We start from the raw sequence: 26,126 nt of genomic DNA, 5'->3' as shown, positions 1-26,126 counted from the left end.
ACTTTCTATTATTGCCGTGTTTCAAAATGCCGGTGGAGGGATTATAGATAGACGACGATGAAATAATTCCTGCTGGAGCATTTGCAGAAATGGCTCCAAGCGTTCTTCAGCATCGGATGCACCTGATTTGAGAAGTGACTCAATCTCTGCCAGTTTTTTTTCAGCGTCAGAAAAGTGATATACGCCCAGCGCCCCACGGAGCAGGTGTAATTCACGTAAAATCGCTGCCACGTCTCCAATACGTTGAGCCCGGCGAATTTTCTGGCAAGACGATAAACAGAGACGCTCAAAGCTCTCCCAGATATCTTCTGGCAATGAATGGCCCCCCAGTAGCGCATTGTTTTGATCTCCTGCCTGTGTCGCGGGCTGTGTATCGGCCATCTCCAGGCCACACACCGTCAGTAACATCTCTTTCAATTCGTCCAATAGCAGCGGCTTGGTCAATACTCGCACTATTCCCGCCGCCTCACATTCGTCATACTCCTGCTGGGTGGCGTTGGCCGTCACCGCCACCACCGGCATCGCAGGCCATGCCACGCGGACATGCCGCGCCAGCGTATACCCATCCATGCCCGGCATGGACAAATCCGTCAGCAGAATATCAAACCGCTCACGCTCCAGGCTGGCCAGCGCCTGTTTCCCCTCCGCCACCAGGCTCACCGTGCAGCCCAACAGCTTCAACTGCTCCTCGAACAGGCGCCGGTTAACCGGGTTATCCTCCGCCACCAGCACCCGTAGCGCACCAGGCAGTGCCGCATCGCCCTGTTCATGCACCGGCAGACGTTCACCCTGCAAAGTGTGCCGCAAGGCAAACGCCAACCCTTTCAATCCGTATAGCGACGTGCTTAATACCCGCCCGGTAGCCACCGGTATCTCCGCCCCCTCGCTGCTGCACTCAACCACCCAGGCCGCCTCCTCCACCAGGCGATTCTCGTCATCCGGGTGCCAGGTGGCCCGGTCGCCCCACAGCACCAACGTCCCTATGGTGTCTAAGGTCGCGTCGTCAATCTGGGCCGGATGCTGGTAGACACTCACTTCCAACCCCCACGCCGTCAATACTCGGCTAAGATATGCCTGAGCGCCCGGCATCGCCGCCAAGACGCAAACCCGCTCCCCCTGAAACTGCGGGCGCTCCGCTGCGCCCACCTCCTGAGAGAGCGGCAGTGACAACTGAAACACGCTGCCTTGACCCGGCTCGCTGGTCACCGACAGCTCCCCGCCCATCGCCTGCGCCAGCCGCGTGCACAGCGCCAGCCCCAGGCCCGTGCCGCCGTAGCGCCGGTTGATGGTTTCATCCGCCTGCCTGAACGCACGGAACACCCGTTCCTGCTGTGACAGCGACATGCCGATCCCGGTATCCTCTACCTCAATCTTGATTAACGAAGTAGGCTCATCGACGCCGATCCGCAGCAGAACCTGCCCTTGTTCGGTAAACTTCAGCGCGTTCGACAGCAGGTTGTTGAGCACCTGCCGCAGGCTGGTTGGGTCACCGCGCATCGGCTGGCTGACGGTATCGCCTAATTCCCCCACCAGTGCCAGCCCCTTGGCTTGCGCCACCGGGGCAAAGATAGCTAAGGCGTGGGCCGCCACCTCTAGCACGTCAAATTCGATATGCTCCAGGTACAGTTCACCGGCTTCAATCTTGGAAAAATCCAGTACGTCACTGATGGTCGCCAACAGGCTGTCTGACGCCTGGCGGATGGTATTCAGCCGTTCACGCTGCCCGTCATGTGCCGAGTGCGCCAGCAGTTCAAGGTTGCCAAGAATGGCGTTGAGGGGGGTGCGGATCTCATGACTCATCGCCGCCAGGAAAGAGGATTTGGCAGCACTGGCCCTGTCGGCCGCCTCTCTGGCCGCCATCAGTTGCTGCTCCAGCTGTTTTTGATTGCTGATGTCAATAAAAGCCACCACCAGCGCATTCTCGCCGTGATAACGCACCGGCGCCATGCTGACCGACAGGCTGACCGGCTGGCCATTGTGCGCGTCAAACGTCAGTTCCCGGTGCAGCGGCCCGCCTTGCGGCAGCGCCTGCTGGCGATAGCAGCGGGCCAGTTCAGCCGGCAGGCTGCTGCCTTCGGTATGGAGCTGTTCCTGCATCTTCAACATCGCCGGGCTGCGCAACAGCGGTTCGCCACTGGCCAGCGCCAACAGCCCCAGCCCCAGCGGAGCGGTTTCAATCAGAGTGCGGCTCAGTTGCTCACTTTCAAAAACCTGTTGGGACCGCTTGATTATCGGACGAAAAATGTAGAATTTAAAATAGATCAGAAAACACCAGACAGACAGCAGCGTTCCAAAAGCAATAAGCGCATCGCCGCCCACCTCAAAAGCAATAGCTGCCGCGATCTCGCGCCATGAACAGTGAAATACCAGAAACCAATCGGTATCCCCTAAGGCCGCAACGAAAGTAATCCCGCGTTCCTGATACGGTGCTGCGGTTTTACCTTCATCATGTAGAAACGATTGCCCCACACTCAATGGCTTGGTATCAGGTTGCGCAGCATACTCGCTGATCACATCCCCTTGTTTTGACAAAAGCCTATAAGTACCCAGTTGAGTTTCCTGAGTATGAATTGATACCAACGTTGGGGGTGAAAACTCCATCACAAGGGTCGCAAACGGCATTCCATCGCGCAGGATCGGTGCTGCAAGACGCAGTACTTTTTTACCTGAATAGGGGTTTATATAGGGAGGTAGCCAATATAAGCGCTTTAACCCCTGATGGCTTGTTACCTTCTCAGACGGAAATAGAATTCTATCGATATCTTGCGTCAGCACATTGAGGTAATGCTTTCGCTGCGAGCGCATTTTTTCACGCGCAGCCAGATCGGGGGCAGGGATAATACCGATTATTCTGTGTCCCGTACTGTATAAATAGCTAGATAGAATTTCTTCTTCCGCCATCATGCTATCTGCTGACAGAACTCTTGCGATATACCCAGTCAACCCCAAAAAATGTCTGGCAAGTTTTTCATTCGCCGTAAAATTATCAGGAATATAAATCCATTGTGAAGCCTTGTCAGCTGTCGATGTTAAAAGTACCTGTTGATGGCTTGGGCGATATTGGCGCAGAGCCGCTTTATCGAGATCAATATCCTCTTGCAAAAACATTTCCACACCGTTCAGCGCAGTCTGGAAAACGCTTTCTCGCCTGAAAATCTCCTTATCCAATAAGGTAGATTCAGACATAAAGTTTTGATGCAACATCTCAATGCGGTTGAAGACTTTGGTTTTTACCTCCATAAAAAAAGCCAAAAAAAGCATAAGGGTGATAAAAAAACCGCAGCCAAAAACCAACCAACGCTGGTAGCGACGAAAGCGTATAAGTGATTCAGTTTGGGGAATTAACACAACAGCGTAAACGAACCAGCAAGTAGTTCAACCTCTTAAAAAAAGGCTATAATGAGGTATATAAAAAAGATCGGAAACAGCAGATCGACAAAAGCGAACTAGTCTTAGCATAATCAAACAAATAACAGACAAAGACGAAACTTATCGGTAAAAGTCTGCCAAGTGACGAAGAAAAGCCTATGCTAGTAATACACATGTCATCGTCAAACCTGTACCCTGACTTCGTAAAGGATGTGGCTTAAAACATGAAAATTCGCCTGTTGCTCGCTGATGATCACCCTGCGTTGCTGGCAGGGTTAATGCATGAATTGGTTAAACTCCCTACCTTGGAGATCTTAGGTACGGCGTTGGACTCAGATACGCTGGTTGAGCTGTTACACAAAACAGAATGTGATGTGTTAGTAACCGATTACGTTATGCCGGGAGGTAAATACGGTGATGGTATCGGCCTGTTGTCCCATATCCGGCGTGTAAAACCGCAATTGAAAATCGTGGTTTTCACCACCTTGGAAAACCAAGCGCTAACTCAAGAGCTGGCTAAGCTTGGGGTAAACGGTGTGTTAGGAAAAACGCAGCATACCAGCCAGTTAATCTCGGCGATCCATGCGGTTTATGCCGGCTCGAACTATTTTCCTACCAAGGATCTGATAACTGGCCATAGCGGAATTATGCAAAACCCCGTTCCAAACCTTACCTTGACCAAACGTGAAATGGAGGTTATCCGTCTTTATGTTTCTGGTTTGTCAGTGAACGAAATAGCCTCTCAGTTACATCGTACCAAGCAAACTATCAGTTCTCAGAAAGCCAGCGCCATGCGTAAGTTGGGAATATCACGTGATGCCGATCTGTTCCGCTTTGCATTTGAATCAGGCATTGCGCCAAACCAATAATTGAGGCTCGCAGGCCCGAGAATAGGCTCAAGAAAATCCTCCAGCCTTTCCGCATAATCTAAGACACCGCTTCGCTGGATAGCTCATAAATATCCAGCCCCTCTCTTATTTCACCGTTAGCCAAAGAACTAAAACACGGTTCTTTAATATATGACTAAGACAGAAAAGAGAATAATAAAAATCTGACATGACAGAATATGCCATCAGCAATCATTTATTGGTTTATTTTTACACTGGCATTGTATAACGTTTAACCACTTATCAGGATTCCTCACGGGAGTTCATTCTAGAAACAGTGATTTGAATTTAGTTATAGTTATGTTGAATATTTTCACTCTATTTATTTTTGTTTTAACCGCGTTATCCGTTTTTTCTGCCACTGCAAGTACCAATACCAAGCAGGCTTTTTTTAACCCATCGCTTGTCAGCAAAAAAACCTCTGATAAACCGGGGAATAATGACACGCAAAGGCTTAAAAAAATCCTGGATCATTATGGTGAATGGGAAGGCGTACGCTATAAATTCGGTGGCAACTCACGTAATGGAATTGATTGTTCTGCCTATATGCAGCGCGTTTTTAAAGATGGATTCTCTTTCAGTCTGCCTAGAACCTCTCATGAACAGATCAAACTGGGTTCACGCGTTGCCAAGGATGACCTGATTGCTGGCGACTTGATATTTTTTAAAACCTCGGAGCAAGAGCGTCACGTTGGCGTCTACGTTGGGGATGGCAAATTTCTCCATGCTTCTGTCAAAGTAGGCGTCACGGTTTCAAAACTGGACAATCAATACTGGAAGACAAAGTACGATCAGGCGCGGCGCATTAATCACACCGAGACTTAATCAAATCACTAAAAGGTGCCCCACAGAAAATGCTCGCTTGCCTCAAGGTTTTCACTCCCCGTATACCGAGGCTGGCTGGCATTTAACCTAAGGTGAAATCAGGCGAATTTACAGGTAAGCCATTATTGCTTTCACCGCATCATCACATTGCGCATCATTGGTCACCGCCACAACGGGGCAGGTTATTTTTTCAAGCCATTTTTTATGCTTGTAGGCATTTCTGCTCACGGTTGTCGACGTTTCATAGGCTGAGGCCCACGCAATAAAACGCTGGGATTGCTCGTAATACTCGCCCCCCGGAGCAATCGCCGCACCGTATCTGGCCCATTCCCTCTTCCTGATACGGTCGATCCTGACGTCGTGCTTTACGTACACATACACCACCAGATCGAAATAAGGGATAACTATATCCCCCCAACCACAAAGGGAGCCGCTCAGTATCCACCGTGGGCTTGCTGCTAATGTGGCCGATAACAGTTGCTGCCTTTCCACGTATTCACGGGCAACGCTGAAGGGAGGTGTGGTGGCATGCCAGTAAATATCATCCGTATCCACGTGCTGATAATGCGTGATTTTGCTCAACCGCGCAGCAATCGAAGTGGTCCCCGAACCAGAAGCTCCCATGATGTGGATCTTATTAATTTGAGACATGAATCAGTCCTCAAAAAGGAATGCTGCCCTCACTGATTGACCTTGGGCACCAACGCGCTTCAACCCGCAAATTAACACAAGGAAAGAGGGGGCTTTCAAGCGGATTATGATAGTGCCGTTGAGCATGCCTACGCTGCCATGTTAGACCAATAAGGTGACAGAACAGATAAAACGGCGGGTTAACAGCCCGGCAGTTGCACCAGATAACATGACGCCGCGCAAAGTTATCACACCATTTTTACAAAGTTATTCACCTTATCTCTGATGATGAAAATGCCTGAATCAAAAAATAAATAAATATTATCAATACCATATAATAAATCCGTCATTTTGATTTTACACTTTATTGATTAAAGCAGGCTGTAAAACCACTTTCCTCTTTTGTGATATCACTCAATTTACAAAGTTGTATAATAAGTTACTTTGTGTCGTATCTGATTAGCTTGTGACACACTTGGCAACATATAAAAACTCACTGATTTACGCGGACATTCGTTGTCTGACGGTCAGCTCATGCCTAAGAACAGGCTCATTGAAGATAGCGGAATAACGCCGAATCAATATCAGATTAAAAATGATACCTGGGCCACATCTCATCCGCACTTGACTCACCGAGTCCCCCCAGGTTCCTTTATTCACCTCTGGAGATTACCTAATGAAACTGTCCAAGACGCTACTCAGCCTGTGCCTTACGTCGGCAACGCTGTTTATGAGCCACTCTTCTCTTGCCGCGCAGCAGATCAAAGCCGCAGACGTTCACCCGGTCGGCTATCCAAACGTCGTCGCCGTTGAGCACATGGGCGAGAAGTTAAAGCAGGCGACCAACGGCCGCTTGGAGATCAAAACCTTCCCTGGCGGTGTGTTAGGTGACGAAAAGCAGGAAATCGAACAGGCACAGATCGGTGCCATTGATATCATCCGCGTCTCTATGTCACCCGTAGCGGCCATTCTGCCAGAGGTCGATGTCTTTACTCTGCCTTATGTCTTCCGCGATGAAGACCATATGCACAAGGTGCTGGACGGTGAGATTGGCCAAGAGATCGGCCAGAAAATTACCGATAGCGCCAAATCAAAAATGGTCTTCCTCGGCTGGATGGACGGCGGCACACGCAACATGATCACCAAGAATCCGATCGGTAAGCCGGAAGATCTGCAAGGCATGAAGATCCGCGTTCAGGGTAACCCGGTTGCTCTTGCCACGCTGAAAGCCATGGGGGCCAACGCGGTCAGCATGGGCGTCAGCGAAGTGTTCAGCGGCATGCAGACCGGCGTGATTGATGGCGCAGAGAACAACCCACCAACCTATGTTGCTCATAACTACATGCCGGTGGCAAAAAACTACACTCTGACCGGCCATATGATCATTCCTGAAGTGTTCCTCTACTCCAAGGCGAAATGGAACAAGCTGTCTGCCGAAGATCAGCAGTTGATCGTCAAACTGGCGAAAGAAGCCCAGGCCGAACAGCGCGAACTGTGGGCCAAATATAACCAGGAGTCACTGGAAAAGATGAAGGCGGGCGGCGTCAATATTCAGGACATCGATCGCGATTATTTCTACAAGGCCACCCAACCGGTACGCGATCAGTTTGGTAAAAACTACCAAGAGTTAATCCAGCGTATCGAAGCCGTCAAGTAATGGCCAAGGGGCGGAATATTAACGATACCCACGCCACTTCAGGTTGCAGGTAGGCGGCAACTGAGCCAGCTCCCAGGCGCTTGGTCCCCCCAAATGGCTGGGGGTGAGTAATGGCAGCCTCTGCGGCTTGAAGGGTGATGGGGATATTCGCCCCATTTTTTCTGACCAGGATGTAGGGGATTATCATGTCTCAGTCTTATATATCGGTAATGGACTTCCTTTACCGTGTGTCTATCTGGCTTTCCGGCCTTGCCCTGCTCGTTATGACCGCCGTGATCCCCGTCGGTATTTTTGCCCGCTACGTATTGAACGCAGGCCTATCGTGGCCGGAGCCGGTGGCAATTATCTGTATGGTGACCTTCACCTTTGTCGGTGCCGCCGTCAGCTACCGTTCCTGCTCGCATATCGCGGTCAGCATGATGACCGATCGCCTGTCAGAACCGCTGAAAAAGGTCTGCTCGGTACTTACCGATCTGATGATGCTGGCAATCAGCCTGTTTATTCTCTATTACGGCTACAACCTGTGCCTGGAACTGTGGGAACAGCCCGTGGCTGAATTCCCGGTGTTAACCGCAGGGGTCACTTATCTGCCGCTGCCTATCGGGTCATTTATCACGTTACTGTTCATTATTGAGCGCATCTTTTTTGGCCCGCAGAATCACCGCCCGGTGGTGATGCTGGGTAATTCCTAAGCGGTAACCAGGAGCCTGTAACTTATGGACGCATTGATTCTATTGCTAACCCTTGGCGTAATGCTCGCCATTGGTGTACCCGTGGCCTACGCCGTCGGCATCAGCGCCGTCGCCGGGGCGTTCTGGATCGACCTGCCGCTCGAAGCCGTAATGATTCAGATCACCAACGGCGTGAACAAGTTTTCGCTGCTGGCCATTCCGTTCTTTATTCTGGCCGGAGCCATCATGGCAGAAGGCGGCATTGCCCGCCGCCTGGTTAACTTCGCTTATATCTTCGTGGGCTTTATTCGCGGTGGTCTGTCGCTGGTTAACATCGTGGCTTCTACCTTCTTTGGGGCCATCTCCGGTTCGTCAGTGGCGGATACCGCCTCGATCGGTTCGGTGATGATCCCGGAAATGGATAAAAAAGGTTACCCGCGCGATTTCGCCGCCGCCGTCACCGCCAGCGGATCGGTGCAGGCCATTTTGACACCGCCAAGCCATAACTCGGTGATCTACTCGCTGGCGACCGGCGGCACCGTCTCCATCGCCTCGCTGTTTATCGCCGGGATCCTGCCGGGCCTGCTGTTAAGCCTGACGCTGATGGTGATGTGCGTCTGCTTCGCACACAAACGTGGCTACCCGAAAGGCGAACGCGTGCCGTTCCGCCAGGCGCTGAAGATCTTCGTTGATACCCTGTGGGGGTTGATGACGGTGGTCATCATCATGGGCGGGATCCTGTCTGGTATCTTTACCGCTACCGAATCTGCGGCTATCGCCTGCCTGTGGTCATTCTTCGTCACCATGTTCATTTACCGTGACTACAAATGGTCTGAGCTGCCCAAGCTGATGTTCCGCACGGTGAAAACCGTCACCATCGTGATGATCCTGATTGGCTTTGCCGCCAGCTTCGGTGCCATCATGACCTACATGCAGCTGCCGACGCGGATCACCGAGTTCTTTACCTCCATCTCCGACAACAAATATGTGATCCTGATGTGGATCAACATCATGCTGCTGCTGATCGGCACCCTGATGGATATGGCACCACTGATCCTGATCCTGACGCCGGTGCTCCTGCCGGTGGCGATCAACCTGGGTATCGATCCGGTGCACTTCGGGATGATCATGCTGGTCAACCTGGGTATCGGCCTGATTACGCCGCCGGTGGGTTCAGTGCTGTTCGTCGCCAGTGCGGTCAGTAAACAGAAAATAGAACAGGTGGTGAAAGCCATGATCCCATTCTATATCGCCCTGCTCAGCGTGCTGATGCTGGTCACTTACGTTCCGGCGATCTCACTGTTCCTGCCCAAGCTGTTTGGCGTCCATACCGGATAACGCTTGCCTTTAAGCCGTTACATATGGCCCGTTTTTTACCAAGAACGGGCTTTTTTGTTATCGGGCCGCATTCACCAGAAAAACCACTTCCCCGCGATAATAGGGCTAGGGCCAACCGCCGCTGTTAACGCTTGCACAAGCTTTTTCGTTTTTATCCATTTTCCCTGCAAAATAGCCGCCGTTCCCCCGTATTTTAGTCATGAAAACGCCTCCGGAGTAATGCCGGTCAGTTAAACGCAAAACTGCATAATCGTGTCCAATTACTAAAGGAGTCGCCCCCCTCTCCCCGTGGGCCGGGGTGAGGGGCTTGTAGTGCGGTGTTCATCCCCTCACCCTAACCCTCTCCCACAGGGAGAGGGAACTGGTTTGCCTTAACTGACAAACATTACTCCGGAGGCGTTTTCATTATCGAGCCTTGGTTCAACGATGTCGTGGTTAATCCAGCAGGTCGGAGTAATCACCTCGTTGATAATCCGCGAGTTGTTGCCAAGGCAGCACGGGCGGCGCCACAAATGGCGTCGCCGTCATGCTTTGGAGCGATGTGCCGTGGCTATCGCGCTGCTCAATGCTGCGCGCGTATTGGCCAGCAACGTCCCAGGCCACCTTGATGGTGCGCTCCCCCTGCTGTAACTGATAGTGCTGGATCCCCCGTTGCTCCGGGCCCTGTTTTTCCATACGGCTCAACGCGGCAGGCTCGATCAGCCAGTAGGCCGCCGCCCAGGAACCGCCATATCCCACGTTGCCGTAATGCGCCAGCTCCACATCGATAACCCGGCGCAGATTATGCAAGACCGCCTGCACGCTCACCTGCCCGGTTTGCGCATCGCGGCGTATCAGCAAGGGAGCCCCTTGCGCTTCGCTATGCGCATGGCCGGCATGAGGTGAAGCGCTATCGTCATGCCCATGCGCCGCACTTGCGCGCACGCTTTGCGGCAGCTCACGCTCGATCCAGACCAGCCCCGCGCGGCGGTACATCAGATCGGTGTAGCGGCTATCACGTTGAATGCCATCATGCCCTATTGAACGGTTTTCATAGCTCAAGCGCAGATTCACCGCCGGTGCCTCGGCGGGCTGTGCCGTGTTCTGAGCCTGCACGGGCAGCGCCACCATCACCAGCAACGCCAGGCTGAATATTTTCCGCAGGGGGATCATAAACCGGCCGCCTCTTTCACCTTGAAGAAGACGTTGGTGTTATCCAGGGTGCCTTTGAAGATCTGCGAACCTGCACCGTCGGCGTACAGCATCACATCGCCACCCGCATGGGTTTCCGCCCCCGGAGCCCCCAGATTGATGCCGACCTCCTGCAAGAAGTTATCCTGCGTGGTGTCTACGTCGGTCAAATCCTCACGTTCTGCGCCACGCGCCGGCGCCACCCAAGGCGCGTTGCCATCTTCTACGTTGGTCTGGCTGCTGGCGCTGGCATTGGGGCGGCCACCGTTGCCGAACACCAATGTGGTGTAAGGTTTGCCATCGGCGGCTTTGGCCAGTTCACCGTTCTGGTAGTCGTAAACCTTGCCTAGAATCGGGTTACCAATCTTGCCATAGCCGTTAAAGGCAATAGAGTGGTCATGGTCAGCCGTCACCACAATCAGCGTGTTCTTCAGCCCAGGATCCTTGGCTTGCATAAACGCCAGCACGCTCTTGATCGCCTCGTCCAGCGCCAGGGTATCTTCCAGCGCGCGTTTAGCATTGCTGCCGTGCAGGGCATGATCGATGCGCCCGCCTTCCACCATCAGGAAAAATCCTTTGTCGTTACGGCTGAGCACTTCAAGCGCCTTCTCGGCCATTTCCGCCAGGCTCGGCTGATCCAGGTTCTGATTCACCCTATCCAACTCATAAGCCATTTCACTTTGAGCAAACAGCCCAAGCAGTTTATTGACCGAGCCGGTATCCAGGCCGCGTAACTGCGAGCCGCTGTTAATATAGGTGTAGCCTGCGCTCTGCATGGCGCTCACCAGGTTCTGATTATCGCTGCGCTTGCTGCTGGGGTTGATTGATTTCGGCAGGTAGTTGCGTTGCCCGCCGCCCATCAAAACGTCTACGCCATCGCCCAACCACGTATTGTAATTAGGGTTGCCCGGCACCGATTGCTCCGCGATGGTGTTGTAGCCATTACGGTTGCAGATATGGGCATAGGTGGCCGCTGGCGTGGCGTGGCCAACGCGCGTGGTCGACACCGCCCCCACCGAACGCCCTGCCGCCTTGGAGAGCTCCAACAGCGTTTTCGCCCGCTGGCCATTATCAGGTTGGCAGGTGCTGTCTTCCCCCGCGATATATTGCTCACCCGAAGCCGCATAGGCCTGGGTATCGGCAGACATCGAGATCACTTCGTTGTTGGCCTTCACGCCGGTCATGTAAGCCGCCATCGACGGTGCGCTGTCGGTGGTCTGTGCGTCATTAGAGAAGGTTTTGATGCGTGCCGCATTGCGCAGCGACTGCATGGTCAGCTCTGCGCGCTCACTGCTGCTCAGCGCCCCCGGATCCCTCGCCAGCTGTTTCTCGCCTTTATAGATACGGGCAGCCGTCACGGTTACCGGCCCCATGCCGTCGCCGAGGAAAAAGATCACGTTCTTGGCTTCGTTTGCCGCTTGGGCATGGCCACCAGCCAGGGATAACAGGCCCAACAGGAACAGCGTAACGCTCTGGAACTTACCCACAGATTGTGTTGTTTTCATGATTTTGCTCATTCTGGAAAGAGGAAATTATGCTTAGCCTGCTGGCGCTCACGGCAAGTCAATCGCCTGTTTAATCAGGCTGAATACCCGATCGTTATTCAGCGTGCCGCTGAACTGTTCCGCACCCAATCCTTGCGCTGCCAGGAACACATCGCCGCCGCCGTGAGTTTCGCTCTTCAGCGGGATCACCGACTCCTGCAAAAAATCAGCACTTTCCAGAGCATTTTCGTCGATCGGCCCGCGAGTCGCCTGATGCGCCGGGCCATTGCCGAAGCCGATGATGGTATAAGGGTTACCGTCCACGTCCGTTGAGTTGGCCCCGTTGACATAGTTCTTCACAACCCCCAGCACGCCAGGGTTGCCCTCTTGGGTTTTACCGGTACGCTGCGCATAGCCGTTCATCTGCAGCGTGTGATCGTGATCGGCCGTGACCACGATCAGGGTATTTTGTAAGCCGGGATCAATCTGCTGCATCTTGTCCAATGCCATTTTGATCGCCTCATCGAACGCCACCGTGTCCTGCAACGCTCGGCGGGCGTTGGTCGCGTGCAGGGCGTGATCGATGCGCCCCCCTTCCACCATCAGGAAGAAGCCCTTCTGTTTAGCGGCCAGGGCGTCAATCGCCTTTTCAGTCATTTCTGCCAGGCTCGGTTCCTGCGCCGGATCGCGATCCAGGTCATAAGACATATGATTCGGGGTAAACAACGCCACCAGCTTGCTGCCATCAACCGGCAGTTGCTCAAACTGCTGCTTGTTGGCCGCATAGCGGTAGTTGGCCGCCTGTAACTCGGCAATCAGGTTGCGCTGATCGCCACGGGTGCCGCCTGCGGTCGCTGGCGTGAAGTAGCTGGCCCCACCACCGAGGATCACGTCAATACCGTCCCCCAGTTTGGTGTTGAACCCCTGGCCGCCTGGTACCAGCGCGGCGGCAATGGTGTTTTCCGCATCGCGATGGCAGACATGGGCGTAGGTCGCCGCTGGTGTAGCATGGGTAACTCGGGTGGTCGTCACTATCCCTGTGCCGTAGTTGGCCGCTTTCATCTGTTCCAACAAGGTTTCAACCGCCTGGCCGTTACCCGGCGGGCAGGTGCTGTCGAAGTTGACCTGATAAGGCTTGCCCTGCGGATTGGTCGCCTTGGTATCAGGGGACATCGAGATCACTTCGTTATTGGTTTTGAGCCCCGTCATGTAGGCCGACATGGAAGGTGCGCTGTCGGTGACCTGTGCATCATTCGAATAGGTATGAACAAACGCCGTTTCCGGCAGGGTATCGATCGTTAATTCGCCCTCTTCCCCGACGCTGTAAATACGCGCCGCAGTCAAGGTGGCAATCCCCATACCATCCCCCAGAAAGAACAGCACGTTCTTGGTGGGCACCGCTAGCGGTACAGGCGCAGGCGTTGGCGTTTCGCTCTGGGTGCTGCTAACAGAATCACTGTCATTACAGCCCGTTACGGCAAAAATCGCGCCAAGCATCATCCGGCAGAGCACATTGCGTTTCATCTAACCTCCCTATTAAAGCTTCAGGTAAACAGCGTTTTTGTATTAATTGGCAACACGTAAAAATGTCTAGACATACAAACTAGAGAGGATGTGTGACAAAAAGATGGCAGCGGAAAGGCGATGAAGAAGAATGCGGACTGGAACGCGGCACAAACCGGATCGGCGGCCGTTGACGATCATGAGCACTTCAACTGTAGCGGCGCTGAAGATAGCCCCTCTCCCCCATGGCCTGCTGACATTGATTTATGGCGTTTATTGCGTTCCCCGCAGCCCCAGCGCCTCTTTCTTTAACATGAAATACATTAATTTCGTGGATGAGTTCAAATCGTCAGCGCTGCTCAAGGGTTAAAATGGCGTTTCAATTTCGCCACATAGCGCATTCATGCTTAAGGACATTCACGTCATGAAAAACCCACCTACGCCTTGGCGTAAAAAGATCGTCTCTCCGCTGCTCGCCGCTCTGGTCTGCACCCTGCTGGCTGGCTGCAATCCGGCGTCGGAAGCAGATACGCAGTCCGCCGCGAATAATTCGGGCGATCCTGCAGAGCCAGCCTCCCCCGATCCAACTCCGGTGACGCCAGAGCCCCCCGTTGAACCCGTGAGCCCTGCGCTTACCGCACAGCAGGCCTGCGATCGGCTCAATGACGTCACGCTACCAGCCTCAGCCATCACCCTGCCCAGCGGAGGGGCACGGGTAGAGAAAGCGACGCTGATCCTCGCGGATGCCAGCGGAAATAGCTTGGGGGAATATTGTCAGGTGCGCGGCAAGATTTTCCCCTCCAACAGCAGCGCGCCAGAAATCAATTTTGCCGTTAACCTCCCAACGCAATGGAACAATAAGGCCATTCACTTTGGCGGCGGCGGTTTTAATGGCAGGCTGATTGATGGCACGGAAACGGTGCGTTTTTCGCTGCCGAATAACCCCGCTCCGCTGGCGCAGGGGTATGCCACCTGGGGCGATGACTCCGGCCACCAGAGCGGCAGTATTACCGATGGCAGCTTTGCCATGGATGATGAGGCACTGGCCAACTACGGCGGTGACACGCTGAAGAAAACCCATGACGTCGCATTATTGCTGCTGCAACAGCGTTACCAGAAAATGCCACAACATAGTTATTTTCTCGGCACCTCTACCGGCGGGCGCGATGCGCTGGGCTATATCCAGCGTTGGCCGCTCGACTATGATGGTGTGATTGCCAATGAACCGGCGCTGAACTACACCGGCACTCGCCTGTCGAACGTGGCGGTGGGCCGTGCGCTGTACCTCAATGGGGGCGCGGGCTGGCTGAACATCAACAAAACCCTGCTGGTACAGCAGGCGGCAATGGAGGCCTGCGATCGGCTGGACGGCGCCGCAGACAATGTGATCAGCAATGTGGAAGGGTGCCGCGCGGCGAACAAACAGGTGCTGGCCAATCTGCGTTGCCCTGGAGGGGGTGACAGCGGTGATACCTGTCTCTCCGATGCCCAGATTGCCACCGTCGAGGTGATCGAATCCCCTTTAAAGCTGAACTATCCGTTAGCCAACGGCGTAAGCGTTGCCGGGGGATATAATCTGCTGGAAGGCACGTTGGTTGCTGGCCCCTTTACTACCCGTAATCTGGGGACGCGCCCGGTTCCCGCCAACCCCGCCGTCAAGGCGGATGCCAATATGTATGTGACCGGCGATCAGTGGGTCAAATATTTCGTTACCCGCGAACCCGCGTTCGATGCTCTGACCTTTAACCCGGCCGATCCAGGTGCCTACACGCAGCGGGTGCAGCAGGTTTCTGCAATCACCGATGCCACCAACCCCGACATCTCCGAGTTTCTGGGCCATCAGCATCGCCTGATTCTGCTGCATGGGCTGGCTGACGAGGTGATTAGCCCAAACTCCACCATTGCCTGGTATCAGGCAATGACGGATAGCGTCGGGCAGGACGCGGTCAACCAGGGAGTGCGCTTTTACACCGTGCCCGGTATGGGGCACGGCACCGGCAGCTTTCTGCCCGCCTGGAATTCATTAACGGCACTGGAAAACTGGGTCGAGCGCGGCGTGGCACCGGGTAACCGTTGGGTGATGGATACCAATGCGCAAACCTATGGGCGGACCCGGCCGCTGTGCCAATATCCTTCCTGGCCGAAATACCAGGGAGCCGGTAGCCTGGATGCCGCCATCAACTACAGCTGTACCGACAGCGGTAACGTCGTTCCACAGGCTTGCGCCCATCTGCCTACCACCACCACAACCTATAAAGGCGGAGATACCTTTGGTGAAGAACTGACCGTGCAGTTCGATCCTGCCACCATGAACTACAGCATCACCGTTGATGCCAGCCTGCAACGCCCGGCGGGTACGCTGCGCAGCGGGACTCTGCAGGCCCATAGTGGCTGTACCTTCAGCAGTGACGAGAACGGTGCCCAGTTTACCTTCACTGGCGGGGGCGTATTGGCGGGGGGAATCGCAAAAGTATCAGGGGCAGAATTTTTACCGCTGATCGCCTTCCAGAACATCAGCAGCGATTACAAGGCGGTGGCGGATATTTACAATGCCAGCGGCATTCAGCACAGCGTCAGCAACGACAGCGCCACACCGTTGAGCGGGTCAGCACGGCTGCGTTCATCCGCTGCCACCTGGCAAACCTGCCAAGACCCCAACACACAGGGTTTTATCACTTATGATGCAAACTGTACGCTCAGCAGCAAAGGCTATATCGCCTGGAACAGCGATCGTAATGCCTTTGACTATTTTGTCGGCGGCACCCCCGATAAAAACAATGGCACGCTAAGCGGTTCGCTGATTAGCGGTATGGTCAATGGCAAACCGGTTCCGTTGGTTCTGACCCGTTCGGCCACGGCCTACGGTATGGTTTTTTATGCGCAACAGCCTTCCGCTTTGCCGTTGGCGGCCGGTGCGGCGGATGGCAACTATCATGTCAGCAGCAGCGATGGCAGCCAGTTTGATACCGAATTAAGCGGCACCACGGTTTTTCAGGCTAACAGCTATGGCGTGCTGACCTACAACCAGCCGGTGTTGGGCGTGATAACGGCAGCGGGAGCCATCAGCGGCAGCTACACCACCAACGGCGGCATTCTGTCGTTGATTGCCGACGACAGCTTTGGGTTGGGGTTGTTGTATTAAGCGGAAGATAGCGATTTAAGCGGATTGGTTGGCCTTATCTCAAATGGCCCTGTAACCAGGGCCATTTAAGACTGCTGACAAAGCCCGTTATTAGGGAGAGCGTGCCGAAGGGGCCGTGCCGGAGCGCCCCTCGGTGCGCTAGGCCCGGGTATCTCAGGCTAAAAAACCACTTTGTCATCAACCTCATTTTCGTTATCGCAGTTAGCGCTCAATATCCCGCTTCTCTATTGCGGCATCCAACATGCGTTTGGCCTCTGGTATAGACTCCATCAGCTGTAGCGTGAGCAGAGCCTCAATGGTGGATTCCGCACCCGAGTTTTTATTCACCTTGGCCGCCGAATCGATACCATCAAAAGCAATTCCCGTCACCGGATAATACATCTGCGCCTGCGCCGGGTTTTTCTTAAAGAACCACAACGTTAAGTCGACCGCCTGCTGCAGGTAAACCGAATCACGCGAGATTTCCCAAGCCTTGATATTGGCAAATACCATCGGACGGATGATATAGGCGATCTGAGAAAACTTATGTTCCTCAATCAGTGTGACCTTCTCACCCTGCTGCTGAACGGTGAAAGCGTTGGCCAGGCCATTTTTAATCAGCCAAGGGTGGAAATGATCCAGCTCTTTAAAGGCCGCCTTGATCATATCGCGATCGCCCAACCTACTCCCCGCCTCAAGCAGGGCATAAGCCTGGCTGTTGCCGTAGCCATGCCATAGGTTTTGCCAGCTTAAAAACGCACCATTCACCGGCGAGGATGCATCCTGGATCTGCATCAGCATGATACCCGCCGCCAAGGAACGCATCATCTTCTCAATTTCCGGCGTAGCTTGCAGAGCATAGGCATCACTCAGCCCCATCAACAGCACTGAGGCCTGATCGCCTGCGGTATGTGGCAACCACTCAGGCACCGCGATTCCTGCGTTCTCACCGCGGGTCTGCTTAAAGTTAAAATCTTTATAAATGACATCCGTCGTGGCGAAGATCGTCTCACGGACTTTCTGCGCCAGCGCCTCGTCCGTCTTCAACAAGAGAGGATACGCCTGGGTGAGCGCCCACAAGGCACGCCACGTCCACCAGTTAGGCTCCGCGACGCTGGTTTTATAGGTTTTATTAATGGAGTGATCCGGGTAGATAAAGTTGTAAAAATAGCCGTTATCTGCCCGCTGATGGAGAATAAACTGGACCAGCGATTTAACTTTTTCCAGATCTGCGGCCGAGCCGTTGAGCTGATACTGGCGCTGGTAGAAAACCACCGCCCGAGCAACGTCATCAATTGCCGAGACGCCTTCGATCGGATCTTTAACCCAACGATAATCTGGGAATTCACTATAGATATGAATCAGGCCCAGTTCCGTTTTATCCTTCACGGTAATCTTTTGGTATAACGCATCCAGATGATTGGCATTAACCAGCGTGGCAGAAGAGGAAAACGTGGTTAACCCAATAATGCAAAACAGAGTATTTAGTAGTTTCATATTTTTTCTCTTTTGATACCCGTCGTTTTCAAGCTGCAGGGAAATGAATCGCAACCCCGAGTTATTTGGAACACTCACTATTTAGAACACATAGTTAATGCCTAATTTACCGAAATGCGTCGTAGTATCACTGTAGCTATTGTTGTCACGCACGTTACGATCCCAGAACTCTTTGTTATACTCAACCCGGTAAAAATATTCGGCCACCAGATAAAAGTTATCGGCAATCGGGTAGCTATAGTTGAAGATATATTTCTGGCTTTTCGAGGTAGCTTTATAACCGTCACGCCCACCGATGCGCCTTAACTGAGGTTCCATTTTAAACAGGAAGTTATTTTTACCCACATTCCAGGCAACCCAAGGGCGGAACTCCTGCTCCAGGACGTTGGCGGTTTTATCACCATCATGGTTGAAGTCCTGGCCTTCTTTACGGAACACTTCAAAGCCGACGTGCACATTATCTGCTGCACGATAGTTAAAGTTAACCAACGCTTCATAGAACTGGAAACGCCCGTTATCGGCACCACGGGCATCTTTATCTTCCACCAGCATTTTTACATCGGTGCCTACGCTGAAGTCATCCGATACCTGATAGCGGTAGTAAGGCCGGAAACCATAACCATCACCGCCAATGTTGTTGTCACTGCCCGTGGTGCGGTTTTTCTCATAGCCGGTTTTGCCCAAATAGATCCCTTCCAGCATAAACCAGTGCTGATCGACGCTTTTCGCCCAAGCCGGGCGGATCTCCATTTCTATCATGCGGAAATCAACTTTCTGGTTGCTGCCATTACGTAAATCGTTGGTAAAGCGCACCTGCTTGAGTAAGAAACCGGTATTCCAGCCGGTATCACCAAAGTTTACCCGCCCGTCCGCGAAGACGATTTCATGCACCGGGCGGGAATTGGTGCCGCGCCCTTCGTTACGGAAATGCTCTATTTTATATTCGGCTAACCAGTTACCGTGAAAGTAAGCTTTTTCATCCTTGGGAATACGCACAATACCAATATTATCCTCGTTAGGATCATCACTGAATTCCACCACGGCTTCTACTGTATCCCCCCCCTCTTTGACGATTTTAATTTTATCCCCAGCGAGAATAGGCTGGCTATTGGCTTTATTTGTGGCTGGAGTATTCCCCGCATGGGCAGCAGAGCAGAGACCTGCCAGTAAAAGCAGGGTAAAGACTTTTGAGTATTTCATGATAATCCCTTTTAAACTGATGGCACCCCGATTATTAGCAATAGGAATGCCACTCAATATAATTGATATTTATTTTTTCCATTAAGCCAGTTAACTGCGCAATTGAGATTGCCTGGGAATTAAAATCCGTTAAAAGGATCCTCAATATCAATCCAATGTGCTTCCGCATCGCTGGCCCCGACGTATAACCGCCAACGATTGTCGGGTAATGCAACCAGGCCTCCTGGGAAAATGACATCCACTAAATCGGGGCGTTTCGCCGCACCGGGTAGCAGGTTATCTCTTGCCGCAATAATCTTGATAGGCGTGTAGTTTCTCGTGTCCGGGTTGAAGATAAAGACCCCAGGATAGTAGTGCCTCCTTCCTTGTTGATCGAAACAAGCAATATGGGCCAGTAGCCCGATAGTGCCATCGCTGAGTAAATGGGTTTCATTAACGCCGCCCCATTCATCGCTGTTGAACTGCCGTTCGAGCAGTTCTGCACCGGCGATGACGCTTGGCGTAAGTTCATCCAGGCTGCCGATCTCAGCATACCCAATCATCCCCCTGCCGCCGATCTCGCCCTGTGGCCGGGTAAAAACGCCGATGCGCCCCGGCTGGATCTGGCACAGACGGATATCTTTCATGCCCGATGGGCCACAGGTAAAACGGGTTAATGAGGTGATGTCAGGCCCGCGATAGAAAACGGTTTGCCAGATCAGCTGCGCAGGCTTGTCGGGATGAGGAGCAATCTCGACGCCGCCAAAAACAAGCTCTTCTTCGATCCAGGTGAAGAACGGATCCTGTAATTGCAACCGTGGAGCGTCTTCCAGCGGCGTCCATTGCCCCTCACGTTCAGTGAAAAACACGATAGTCGCATGCTCAGAGTCCCTGGCCTCAACACGTCCGGCAATCACTTCCCGCCCGGCGGAGATAAACGGCGCAGTAATGTTGTACACATCCCTGTCACCCACGCCGCAGAATTCAAGCCGCGCAGTGGTAAAGGTGGTACCCGACGTACGCTGGCGGTACTCGGCGATCAGTTGGGCAACGCTGACTGGAGAGTGATGTTTCATCTTGGTTTATTCCCTTATTACACCGACAGGTGTTGCCACAGTTGCGCCAGAGACATTTCAGCCAGGCACATGCTTTCGTCCGCCGCGCCGTAATAAACCTTCAGAACGTCATTCTCGATTAACGCACCGCAGGTAAAGACGACGTTATTAAAGAAACCATACAGCTCGTAAGGCGCTTGCGGCTGCAGCAAAGGCACCGGCGATTTGGCCAGGATCTTGTTCGGTTGCGCCAGATCGAGCAGCATGGCCCCCAGCGCATAGCGCTGATTGACGTCCACCCCGTGGTAAATCTGCAGCCAGCCTTTCTCCGTTTTCAGCATCGGTGCGCCGCCCCCCAACTTCAGCGCATCCCAAGGATCTTGCGAAGTCCCCAACAGGTGCTGGTGCTCCCCCCAGTGCAGCAGATCGGTAGAGCTGGCCAGCCAGATCTCGGGCTTGCCGAAGTGCTTAGGGGCAGGGCGATGTAACGCCATATACTTACCGCCGATCTTCTCCGGGAACAGGCAGACATCGCGGTTATCCGGGCAAAAAATCAGCCCCAAGCGTTCAACGCTGATGAAGTCGCGAGTCACCGCCAGCGCGGTACAGATGCCTTTGGAGGACACGGCGGAATAGTTAATATAAAAAGCCCCGTCGATCGTGGTAATGCGGGCATCTTCGCAGCCAAAAGCCTCGTAGCCGTTGTCCGGGAAAATAAATGGCCGCTCGTCAACGGTGAAGCTGATGCCATCGTGGCTTCTTGCCACGCGCAGATGGGAAAGAGAGGTTAAAAAGACGATCGCCGGGTCCGCTTTGTCCGTAATCAGCCGCGGATCGCTAAAATCGTAGGCGATATCGTTGTGTTGAAATCTCCGCGTCGTCACCTGCCAGCCTTGTGCCGTTTCCACTAACAAAGGCACAACGGTGGTACCTTCGCTCTCGGGGATCACGCTTTCCGCAATGCGAACCAGCATAATGACTTCATCACCAACGCGGGTGACGCCAGCATTGAAAGCGCACTCCACCTTAAATCCTGGGCGACTTGGCGTAATATCCTGGGGCGAAATTAACGGATTACCGGAATACCTAATCATTACTATCCTCTATAAAAATAACGATATCGTTGTGAGCCATTTCGCTGTGCTTGCGAGTATCAAATAAAACCTTGCCGCGTGGCGGCTGCGCCAATGAGTAGGCCTCGCCAAAGTTAATCAATACCGTGGCGCGCTGTTGGCCGAAGCGGCGGCGGAAGATCAGGGTGTTTTGCACCTGGGTGAATTCCTCATAGTCGCCATATTGAAAGACCGGGTAATTCGCGCGCAGGGCAATCAGAGACTGATAATCATGCCAGAGTGAAGAGCGGGCTGTTTGCGCCGCCGCTACATTGATCTCACGGTAATTTTCATTGACCGGCATCCAAGGGGATTGTGAGCTGAACCCGGCGTAGGGAGCAGCAGACCACTGCATTGGGGAACGCGAATTATCACGGCTGTTGGTTAGCGCAAATTGAAAGGCTTCTTCTGGATCGCCACATTCCGTCAGCTTCTGCCGATAATGCATTTTGCCTTGGATGTCATGAATCGCCCCCGGGCTGGTGGCGATATAGTCGCGCATCCCCACTTCTTCACCGTAATAAATAAATGGGACGCCACGAGCCATGAATTGCAGGCAAGCCACCGCGCGGGCACGGGCAACATCATCCCCGAAACGGCTGATCATCCTGCGCATATCATGGCTGGAGAAAAACAGCGTTGGCACACCGCTGAGCGTACTGTTCATCAGTGCCAACTGCTGAAAAATCTGCGGTGGATCAAAGGTGGGCAAACTGCCTAAGTTAAAGTTGAAAACCACATCGCATAAGTCGGCAGACTGATAGCGCACCAGTTCGTTGAGCTTATCGCTGCCTACTTCACCGACAATAAAGTAGTCCCCTTTGGCGCGGACGTGGGCCAGCAAATCCGCCAGGCACCGGTCAATGCCGGGTTGGTTAATATCATAAAGGTGCTGCTGCTCACCGTTGGCCAGCACCGGGTTATCCGGGCCGATGCCTTTGCACGACAGGAAGTTGATCACATCCAGCCGGAAGCCGTCCACCCCCTTGCCTAGCCAGAAATCCAGCACGGCTTTAGCTTCTTTAACCACCGCCGGGTTAGTCCAGTTCAGATCGACCTGCTCAATGGCAAACTTATGGTAGTAATATTCGCCGCCGTCGGCTTCAGGCTGCCAGGCAGAACCGCCAAAAAACGACTGCCAGTTATTGGGCTGACGGGTAAAAATAAAATAGTCACGATACTGGCTGGCCGGATTATTCAGCGCATCTTTAAACCACGGATGCTGCGTAGACACATGATTCAGCACCAGATCGATAATCACCCGGATATTGCGTTGGTGAGCTTCGACGATGAAACGCTCGAACACCGCCAACGAACCAAATTGTGCAGCAACATCAAGGTAATCGCTGACGTCATAGCCATTATCCACCAGCGGTGAAGGGTAGAACGGCGTGATCCACAGCCCCCCGATCCCCAACGCCTGCAAGTAGTCCAACCGATCAATCAACCCGTAAAAATCCCCCACCCCATCACCGTTACCGTCCTGGAAACTGGGCAGATAAACCTGATAGAAAACCGTTTCACGCCACCACGCTGTGCCAGCCATCACGTCAGCCCCTTATTTCAATGACAGGGACATGCCCTGCATGAAGTACTTACGGAATAAAACAAACAGCACGACAATCGGGATGGTCTGGATCACCGCCCCTGCAATCACCGGCCCAACATAGACACCATAGGATTTGCTGAAAGTGGCCAATAACACCGAGAGCGGCATTTTGCTCTCGTCCTGAATAACAATCAGCGGCCACAGGAAGTTGTCCCAGGTGCCGACAAAGGTGAACAGCGCCACAATGGCGATAATCGCTTTATTCAGCGGCATCATCAGATAGATCATGATTTGCCACAGGCTGGCGTTATCAATTTTCGCGGCGTGGATATAGTCATTGGGTGTGCCCTGAAAACTTTGGGAAATCATAAAGATCCCCCAGGCACTCATCAGGAATGGAACAATCATGGCGCTATAGCTGTTTAACAGCCCCAGTTCACGCACCAGCACAAACTGCGGGATAATAAACATGAAAGCCGGGAAGACCATCTGTAAAAACAGCAGGTTTTTGAATAACGACTGGCCTTTGAAATGCATTTTTGCCAATGCAAAGCCGATAAACATCGAACTGAGGGTAACGGCCGTTGTCACCACCGTGGAGATAAAGAAAGAGTTAAACAGGGTCTTTAGAAAGGGTTTCTCTACCCGGCCACTGTTTTCAAACAGAAAATGATAGTTATCAAATGAATAACGGCCCTCGAACAGCCCGGTAGTGTATATATCGGCGGATGGTTTAAACGATGACAGCACCATCCAGATGTACGGATAAAGCCACGACAGCGCCAGGAAAAACATAATCAGATGAATAAGGAGACTGCTGATGGTTTTTTTCATTTAAACGATCTCCACCTTTCTTTCCAGCAACTTTCTGACAATCCAGATAATGGCAAAGCTGATCAACGCGATAAAAATGGACATGGTGGCGGCCCAGCTGGGCTGCATTTTCATAAATGCCGCTTCATACATCACAACCATCGGCGTGGTGGTGCTGTTGAGCGGCCCGCCGCCGGTAATCAGATAAGGCTCGGTGAAAATCGCAAATGAGACCGTAATGGCTAATACCAGAACCATAATCAGTTGCGGGTTGATCAGCGGTAATGTGATATGGAACAAGCGTTTGAAGGCACCGGTATTGTCCAGTTCCGCCGCCGAATAAATTTCTTTGGGAATGCTGTTGAGGCCGGAAAATAGAATCAGCCCGTAATAACCGACAAACTTCCAGGTCACCACCAGCGCAATGGATAACATGGCAAAATCCGGGCTGGTTAGCCAAGGCAGGGTAAAACCAAACCAGTCATGCAAGAAAGTGTTCAACGGCCCATTCTGACTGAAGATTTTGGAGAACACGATGGAATAGGCCACGCCAGAAGAGACGTTGGCCAATAGAAAGCTCAGCCCGACAAACGTTCTGCCGTATTTTAATTTCTGTAAACCAAAGGCAAACAGCAGCGAAGAGATAAACACGACCGGCAGGTAATACATCAAGAAGCGCAATACGTTCAGCATTGACTTCCAGAACATTGGGTTCTGCATCACCAGAGCAAAGTTCTTCAAGCCGTTGAACGACGGAGTGCCGACAAAGCGCCATTCAGTTAGCGATAATACGGCAAGCCAAATAAAAGGATACAGCCAGAATATGCTGGTATATCCCAAGTAGGAGGCAGCTAAAATGCTGCCTACATGTTTATCTTTAAGCTTTAGGGACATCATCATTAATGGTTACCTGCCCGGTTTAAGGCACAAAGCGAGAAATTAAGCGAGCGCCACTATTAAGTTAAGGCTTTAACAGTGCATTCACTTCCTGCACCGACTGCTGCAGTGCCTCATCCGGCGCCAGGGTTTTAAACGCCGTTTTCTCAAGCATTTGCGTCATGCTGCGCTGGATCTCTACCGTTTCACTGCTGGACGCCGGGGGCACCGCCACGTTGACATATTTGGCGTAGGCCGCGGCATACGGGTTTTCCTGGTAGTACTGCGCAAACATCGGGTTGGTGAGCAAATCCGCCCGGGCGGGCGGCATGCCGGTCAGTTCCACCCAACGTTTATCGAATTTTGGCTGGCTGAATACCCACTGGATAAACTCCCAAGCTTCGGGTTTGACCTTGGAATGGCTGAACAGCACCAACCCTTTGCCATCAGCGAACGTGTGTGGGGTATCCTGTTGATCTTTAACCAGCATCGGGCCAATTTTTATCTGCTTGAGGATTTCCGGGTACTGTTGCTGATAGCGGCTGATATCCCACGGGCCGCGCACCGCGCCCAGCACTTTGCCCGTCGCTAACGGGTCATCCTGACCAAAATCGTACACGGTCCATTTTTTCTCAAACAGCGTATTTAAAAAGCCGATGACGTCGCGCCCGGCCTGGTTATCATAGGTGGCCTGCTGATTGGCGATATAAGGCTTGCCGTGACTTTGGGCATAATAGAGGGCGATAAAATCAAACCAGCGGTCCCACCAGTTACGGCCCGAGGTGGCCTGCAACGCGTAGCGTTTATCTGCAATCGTGTATTTTTCGGAGAGCGCATAAATCTCGGCATAGGTTTGCGGGATCCCGCTAAAACCCTGCTCTTGCAACAGATCGCCACGCCACCAGAACAGCACCGGATTAATATAAATCGGCAGGATGTAATTTTTGCCGTTATAACTCCAATTCTGCATGATGTCGTTCATCTGACGGGCTTGAATTAACGCCTGATAGCCATCCAACGTAGAAAGATCGACGATCTGACCTAAATCGGCTAACTGGGTGCCGAACCCGGTAAAAATATTTTCTGAAATGTCTGGTGCACGATCGGATGCGATCGCATTCATGATAGCTTCTTCGGAACTCCCCGCCGCAGGGATAGTTGAAAATACGACTTTCTTTTTATCGGCTTGTTTATTCCACTCACCAACCACTTCACTCCAAAATGCTTCTTGAACATTATTTGGGGCGATCCAAAGAGTGATGGCCTGTTTTTCATTTTCACTGGCAACTGCATTATCGTCACAGCCTGTCAGAGCGGCACAACTGGCGGCAATAATAGCCAGAGAGAACAGGGTATTCTTCATTTTTTTACGCATGGTTTTATTCCCTGG

At 52.8% G+C, this 26,126-nt stretch carries 19 protein-coding genes; 6 read left to right on the top strand and 13 right to left on the bottom strand.

Translation table 11 applies throughout. From position 1 onward, the window contains the following. Positions 1 to 21: 21 nt before the first annotated feature. Positions 22 to 2,532, bottom strand: a complete 2,511-nt coding sequence (locus BMI79_RS10060) for an ATP-binding protein (protein ID WP_076941996.1) — start codon at positions 2,530 to 2,532, stop codon at positions 22 to 24. 1,061 nt (positions 2,533 to 3,593) lie between these two features. On the opposite strand from BMI79_RS10060, the gene BMI79_RS10055 reads away from it, so the two are divergent. Continuing rightward, positions 3,594 to 4,238, top strand: coding sequence for a response regulator (locus tag BMI79_RS10055; protein ID WP_076941995.1), 645 nt, complete (start codon positions 3,594 to 3,596; stop codon positions 4,236 to 4,238). A gap of 300 nt (positions 4,239 to 4,538) precedes the next feature. Then, the gene (locus BMI79_RS10050) at positions 4,539 to 5,081 is read left to right on the top strand and encodes an NlpC/P60 family protein (RefSeq protein ID WP_244157326.1); all 543 of its coding nucleotides are present in this window, start codon (positions 4,539 to 4,541) and stop codon (positions 5,079 to 5,081) included. Between the two features lie 108 nt (positions 5,082 to 5,189). On the opposite strand, the gene BMI79_RS10045 is transcribed toward BMI79_RS10050, so the two are convergent. Then, positions 5,190 to 5,732: an AAA family ATPase gene (locus BMI79_RS10045; RefSeq protein WP_076941993.1), complete on the bottom strand. Its 543-nt coding sequence runs from the start codon at positions 5,730 to 5,732 to the stop codon at positions 5,190 to 5,192. Positions 5,733 to 6,387: 655 nt separating this feature from the next. On the opposite strand from BMI79_RS10045, the gene BMI79_RS10040 reads away from it, so the two are divergent. The 3 genes from BMI79_RS10040 (at position 6,388) to BMI79_RS10025 (ending at position 9,377) form a co-directional block, all read left to right on the top strand. Beyond that, entirely contained in the window at positions 6,388 to 7,368 is a 981-nt protein-coding gene (locus BMI79_RS10040) for a TRAP transporter substrate-binding protein (protein WP_076941992.1), read from the top strand. A gap of 185 nt (positions 7,369 to 7,553) precedes the next feature. After that, a complete protein-coding gene (locus BMI79_RS10030) occupies positions 7,554 to 8,060 on the top strand; it encodes a TRAP transporter small permease (RefSeq protein ID WP_076941990.1) in 507 nt (168 codons plus the stop codon). Between the two features lie 24 nt (positions 8,061 to 8,084). Beyond that, positions 8,085 to 9,377: a TRAP transporter large permease gene (locus BMI79_RS10025; RefSeq protein WP_076941989.1), complete on the top strand. Its 1,293-nt coding sequence runs from the start codon at positions 8,085 to 8,087 to the stop codon at positions 9,375 to 9,377. Between the two features lie 435 nt (positions 9,378 to 9,812). Here BMI79_RS10025 and BMI79_RS10020 read toward each other — a convergent pair whose 3' ends face one another. Genes BMI79_RS10020 through BMI79_RS10010 form a run of 3 tightly spaced genes read right to left on the bottom strand, consistent with a single transcriptional unit; the run spans position 9,813 to position 13,555 of the window. After that, positions 9,813 to 10,529 carry a hypothetical protein gene (locus BMI79_RS10020; RefSeq protein ID WP_076941988.1) on the bottom strand — a complete coding sequence of 239 codons (717 nt, stop codon included), beginning with the start codon at positions 10,527 to 10,529 and terminating at the stop codon, positions 9,813 to 9,815. Then, on the bottom strand, positions 10,526 to 12,052 hold the full coding sequence (locus BMI79_RS10015; protein ID WP_095996118.1) for an alkaline phosphatase: 1,527 nt from the start codon (positions 12,050 to 12,052) through the stop codon (positions 10,526 to 10,528). Before BMI79_RS10015 ends, BMI79_RS10020 begins: the two co-directional genes overlap by 4 nt. Before the next feature lie 48 nt (positions 12,053 to 12,100). Beyond that, a complete protein-coding gene (locus BMI79_RS10010) occupies positions 12,101 to 13,555 on the bottom strand; it encodes an alkaline phosphatase (RefSeq protein WP_076941986.1) in 1,455 nt (484 codons plus the stop codon). Positions 13,556 to 13,958: 403 nt separating this feature from the next. Between BMI79_RS10010 and BMI79_RS10000 the strand changes: the two genes are divergently transcribed. Further along, positions 13,959 to 16,676, top strand: a complete 2,718-nt coding sequence (locus BMI79_RS10000) for a tannase/feruloyl esterase family alpha/beta hydrolase (RefSeq protein ID WP_076941984.1) — start codon at positions 13,959 to 13,961, stop codon at positions 16,674 to 16,676. Positions 16,677 to 16,877: 201 nt separating this feature from the next. Here BMI79_RS10000 and BMI79_RS24490 read toward each other — a convergent pair whose 3' ends face one another. From BMI79_RS24490 to BMI79_RS09960, 8 genes are all read right to left on the bottom strand, one after another. Next, positions 16,878 to 17,534, bottom strand: a complete 657-nt coding sequence (locus BMI79_RS24490; RefSeq protein WP_341865651.1) for a sugar phosphotransferase — start codon at positions 17,532 to 17,534, stop codon at positions 16,878 to 16,880. 699 nt (positions 17,535 to 18,233) lie between these two features. Beyond that, entirely contained in the window at positions 18,234 to 19,352 is a 1,119-nt protein-coding gene (locus BMI79_RS09990; protein WP_076941982.1) for a hypothetical protein, read from the bottom strand. Between the two features lie 119 nt (positions 19,353 to 19,471). Next, entirely contained in the window at positions 19,472 to 20,407 is a 936-nt protein-coding gene (locus BMI79_RS09985) for an MTP-1 family protein (protein ID WP_076941981.1), read from the bottom strand. A gap of 17 nt (positions 20,408 to 20,424) precedes the next feature. After that, positions 20,425 to 21,480, bottom strand: coding sequence for a glycoside hydrolase family 130 protein (locus BMI79_RS09980; protein WP_076941980.1), 1,056 nt, complete (start codon positions 21,478 to 21,480; stop codon positions 20,425 to 20,427). Beyond that, positions 21,473 to 23,044, bottom strand: a complete 1,572-nt coding sequence (locus BMI79_RS09975; RefSeq protein ID WP_076941979.1) for an alpha-glucosidase — start codon at positions 23,042 to 23,044, stop codon at positions 21,473 to 21,475. Before BMI79_RS09975 ends, BMI79_RS09980 begins: the two co-directional genes overlap by 8 nt. 12 nt (positions 23,045 to 23,056) lie before the next feature. Further along, entirely contained in the window at positions 23,057 to 23,881 is an 825-nt protein-coding gene (locus tag BMI79_RS09970) for a carbohydrate ABC transporter permease (RefSeq protein WP_076941978.1), read from the bottom strand. Then, on the bottom strand, positions 23,882 to 24,757 hold the full coding sequence (locus BMI79_RS09965) for a carbohydrate ABC transporter permease (RefSeq protein WP_083704415.1): 876 nt from the start codon (positions 24,755 to 24,757) through the stop codon (positions 23,882 to 23,884). A 64-nt stretch (positions 24,758 to 24,821) separates the two neighbouring features. Beyond that, positions 24,822 to 26,111, bottom strand: a complete 1,290-nt coding sequence (locus BMI79_RS09960; RefSeq protein WP_076941977.1) for an ABC transporter substrate-binding protein — start codon at positions 26,109 to 26,111, stop codon at positions 24,822 to 24,824. Positions 26,112 to 26,126: the final 15 nt, after the last annotated feature.

This window comes from Serratia oryzae (assembly GCF_001976145.1).
Lineage (GTDB): Bacteria > Pseudomonadota > Gammaproteobacteria > Enterobacterales > Enterobacteriaceae > Chania > Chania oryzae.
Note: the sequence above shows the minus strand (reverse complement) of the source record. Positions and strands in the feature narration are given on the sequence as shown.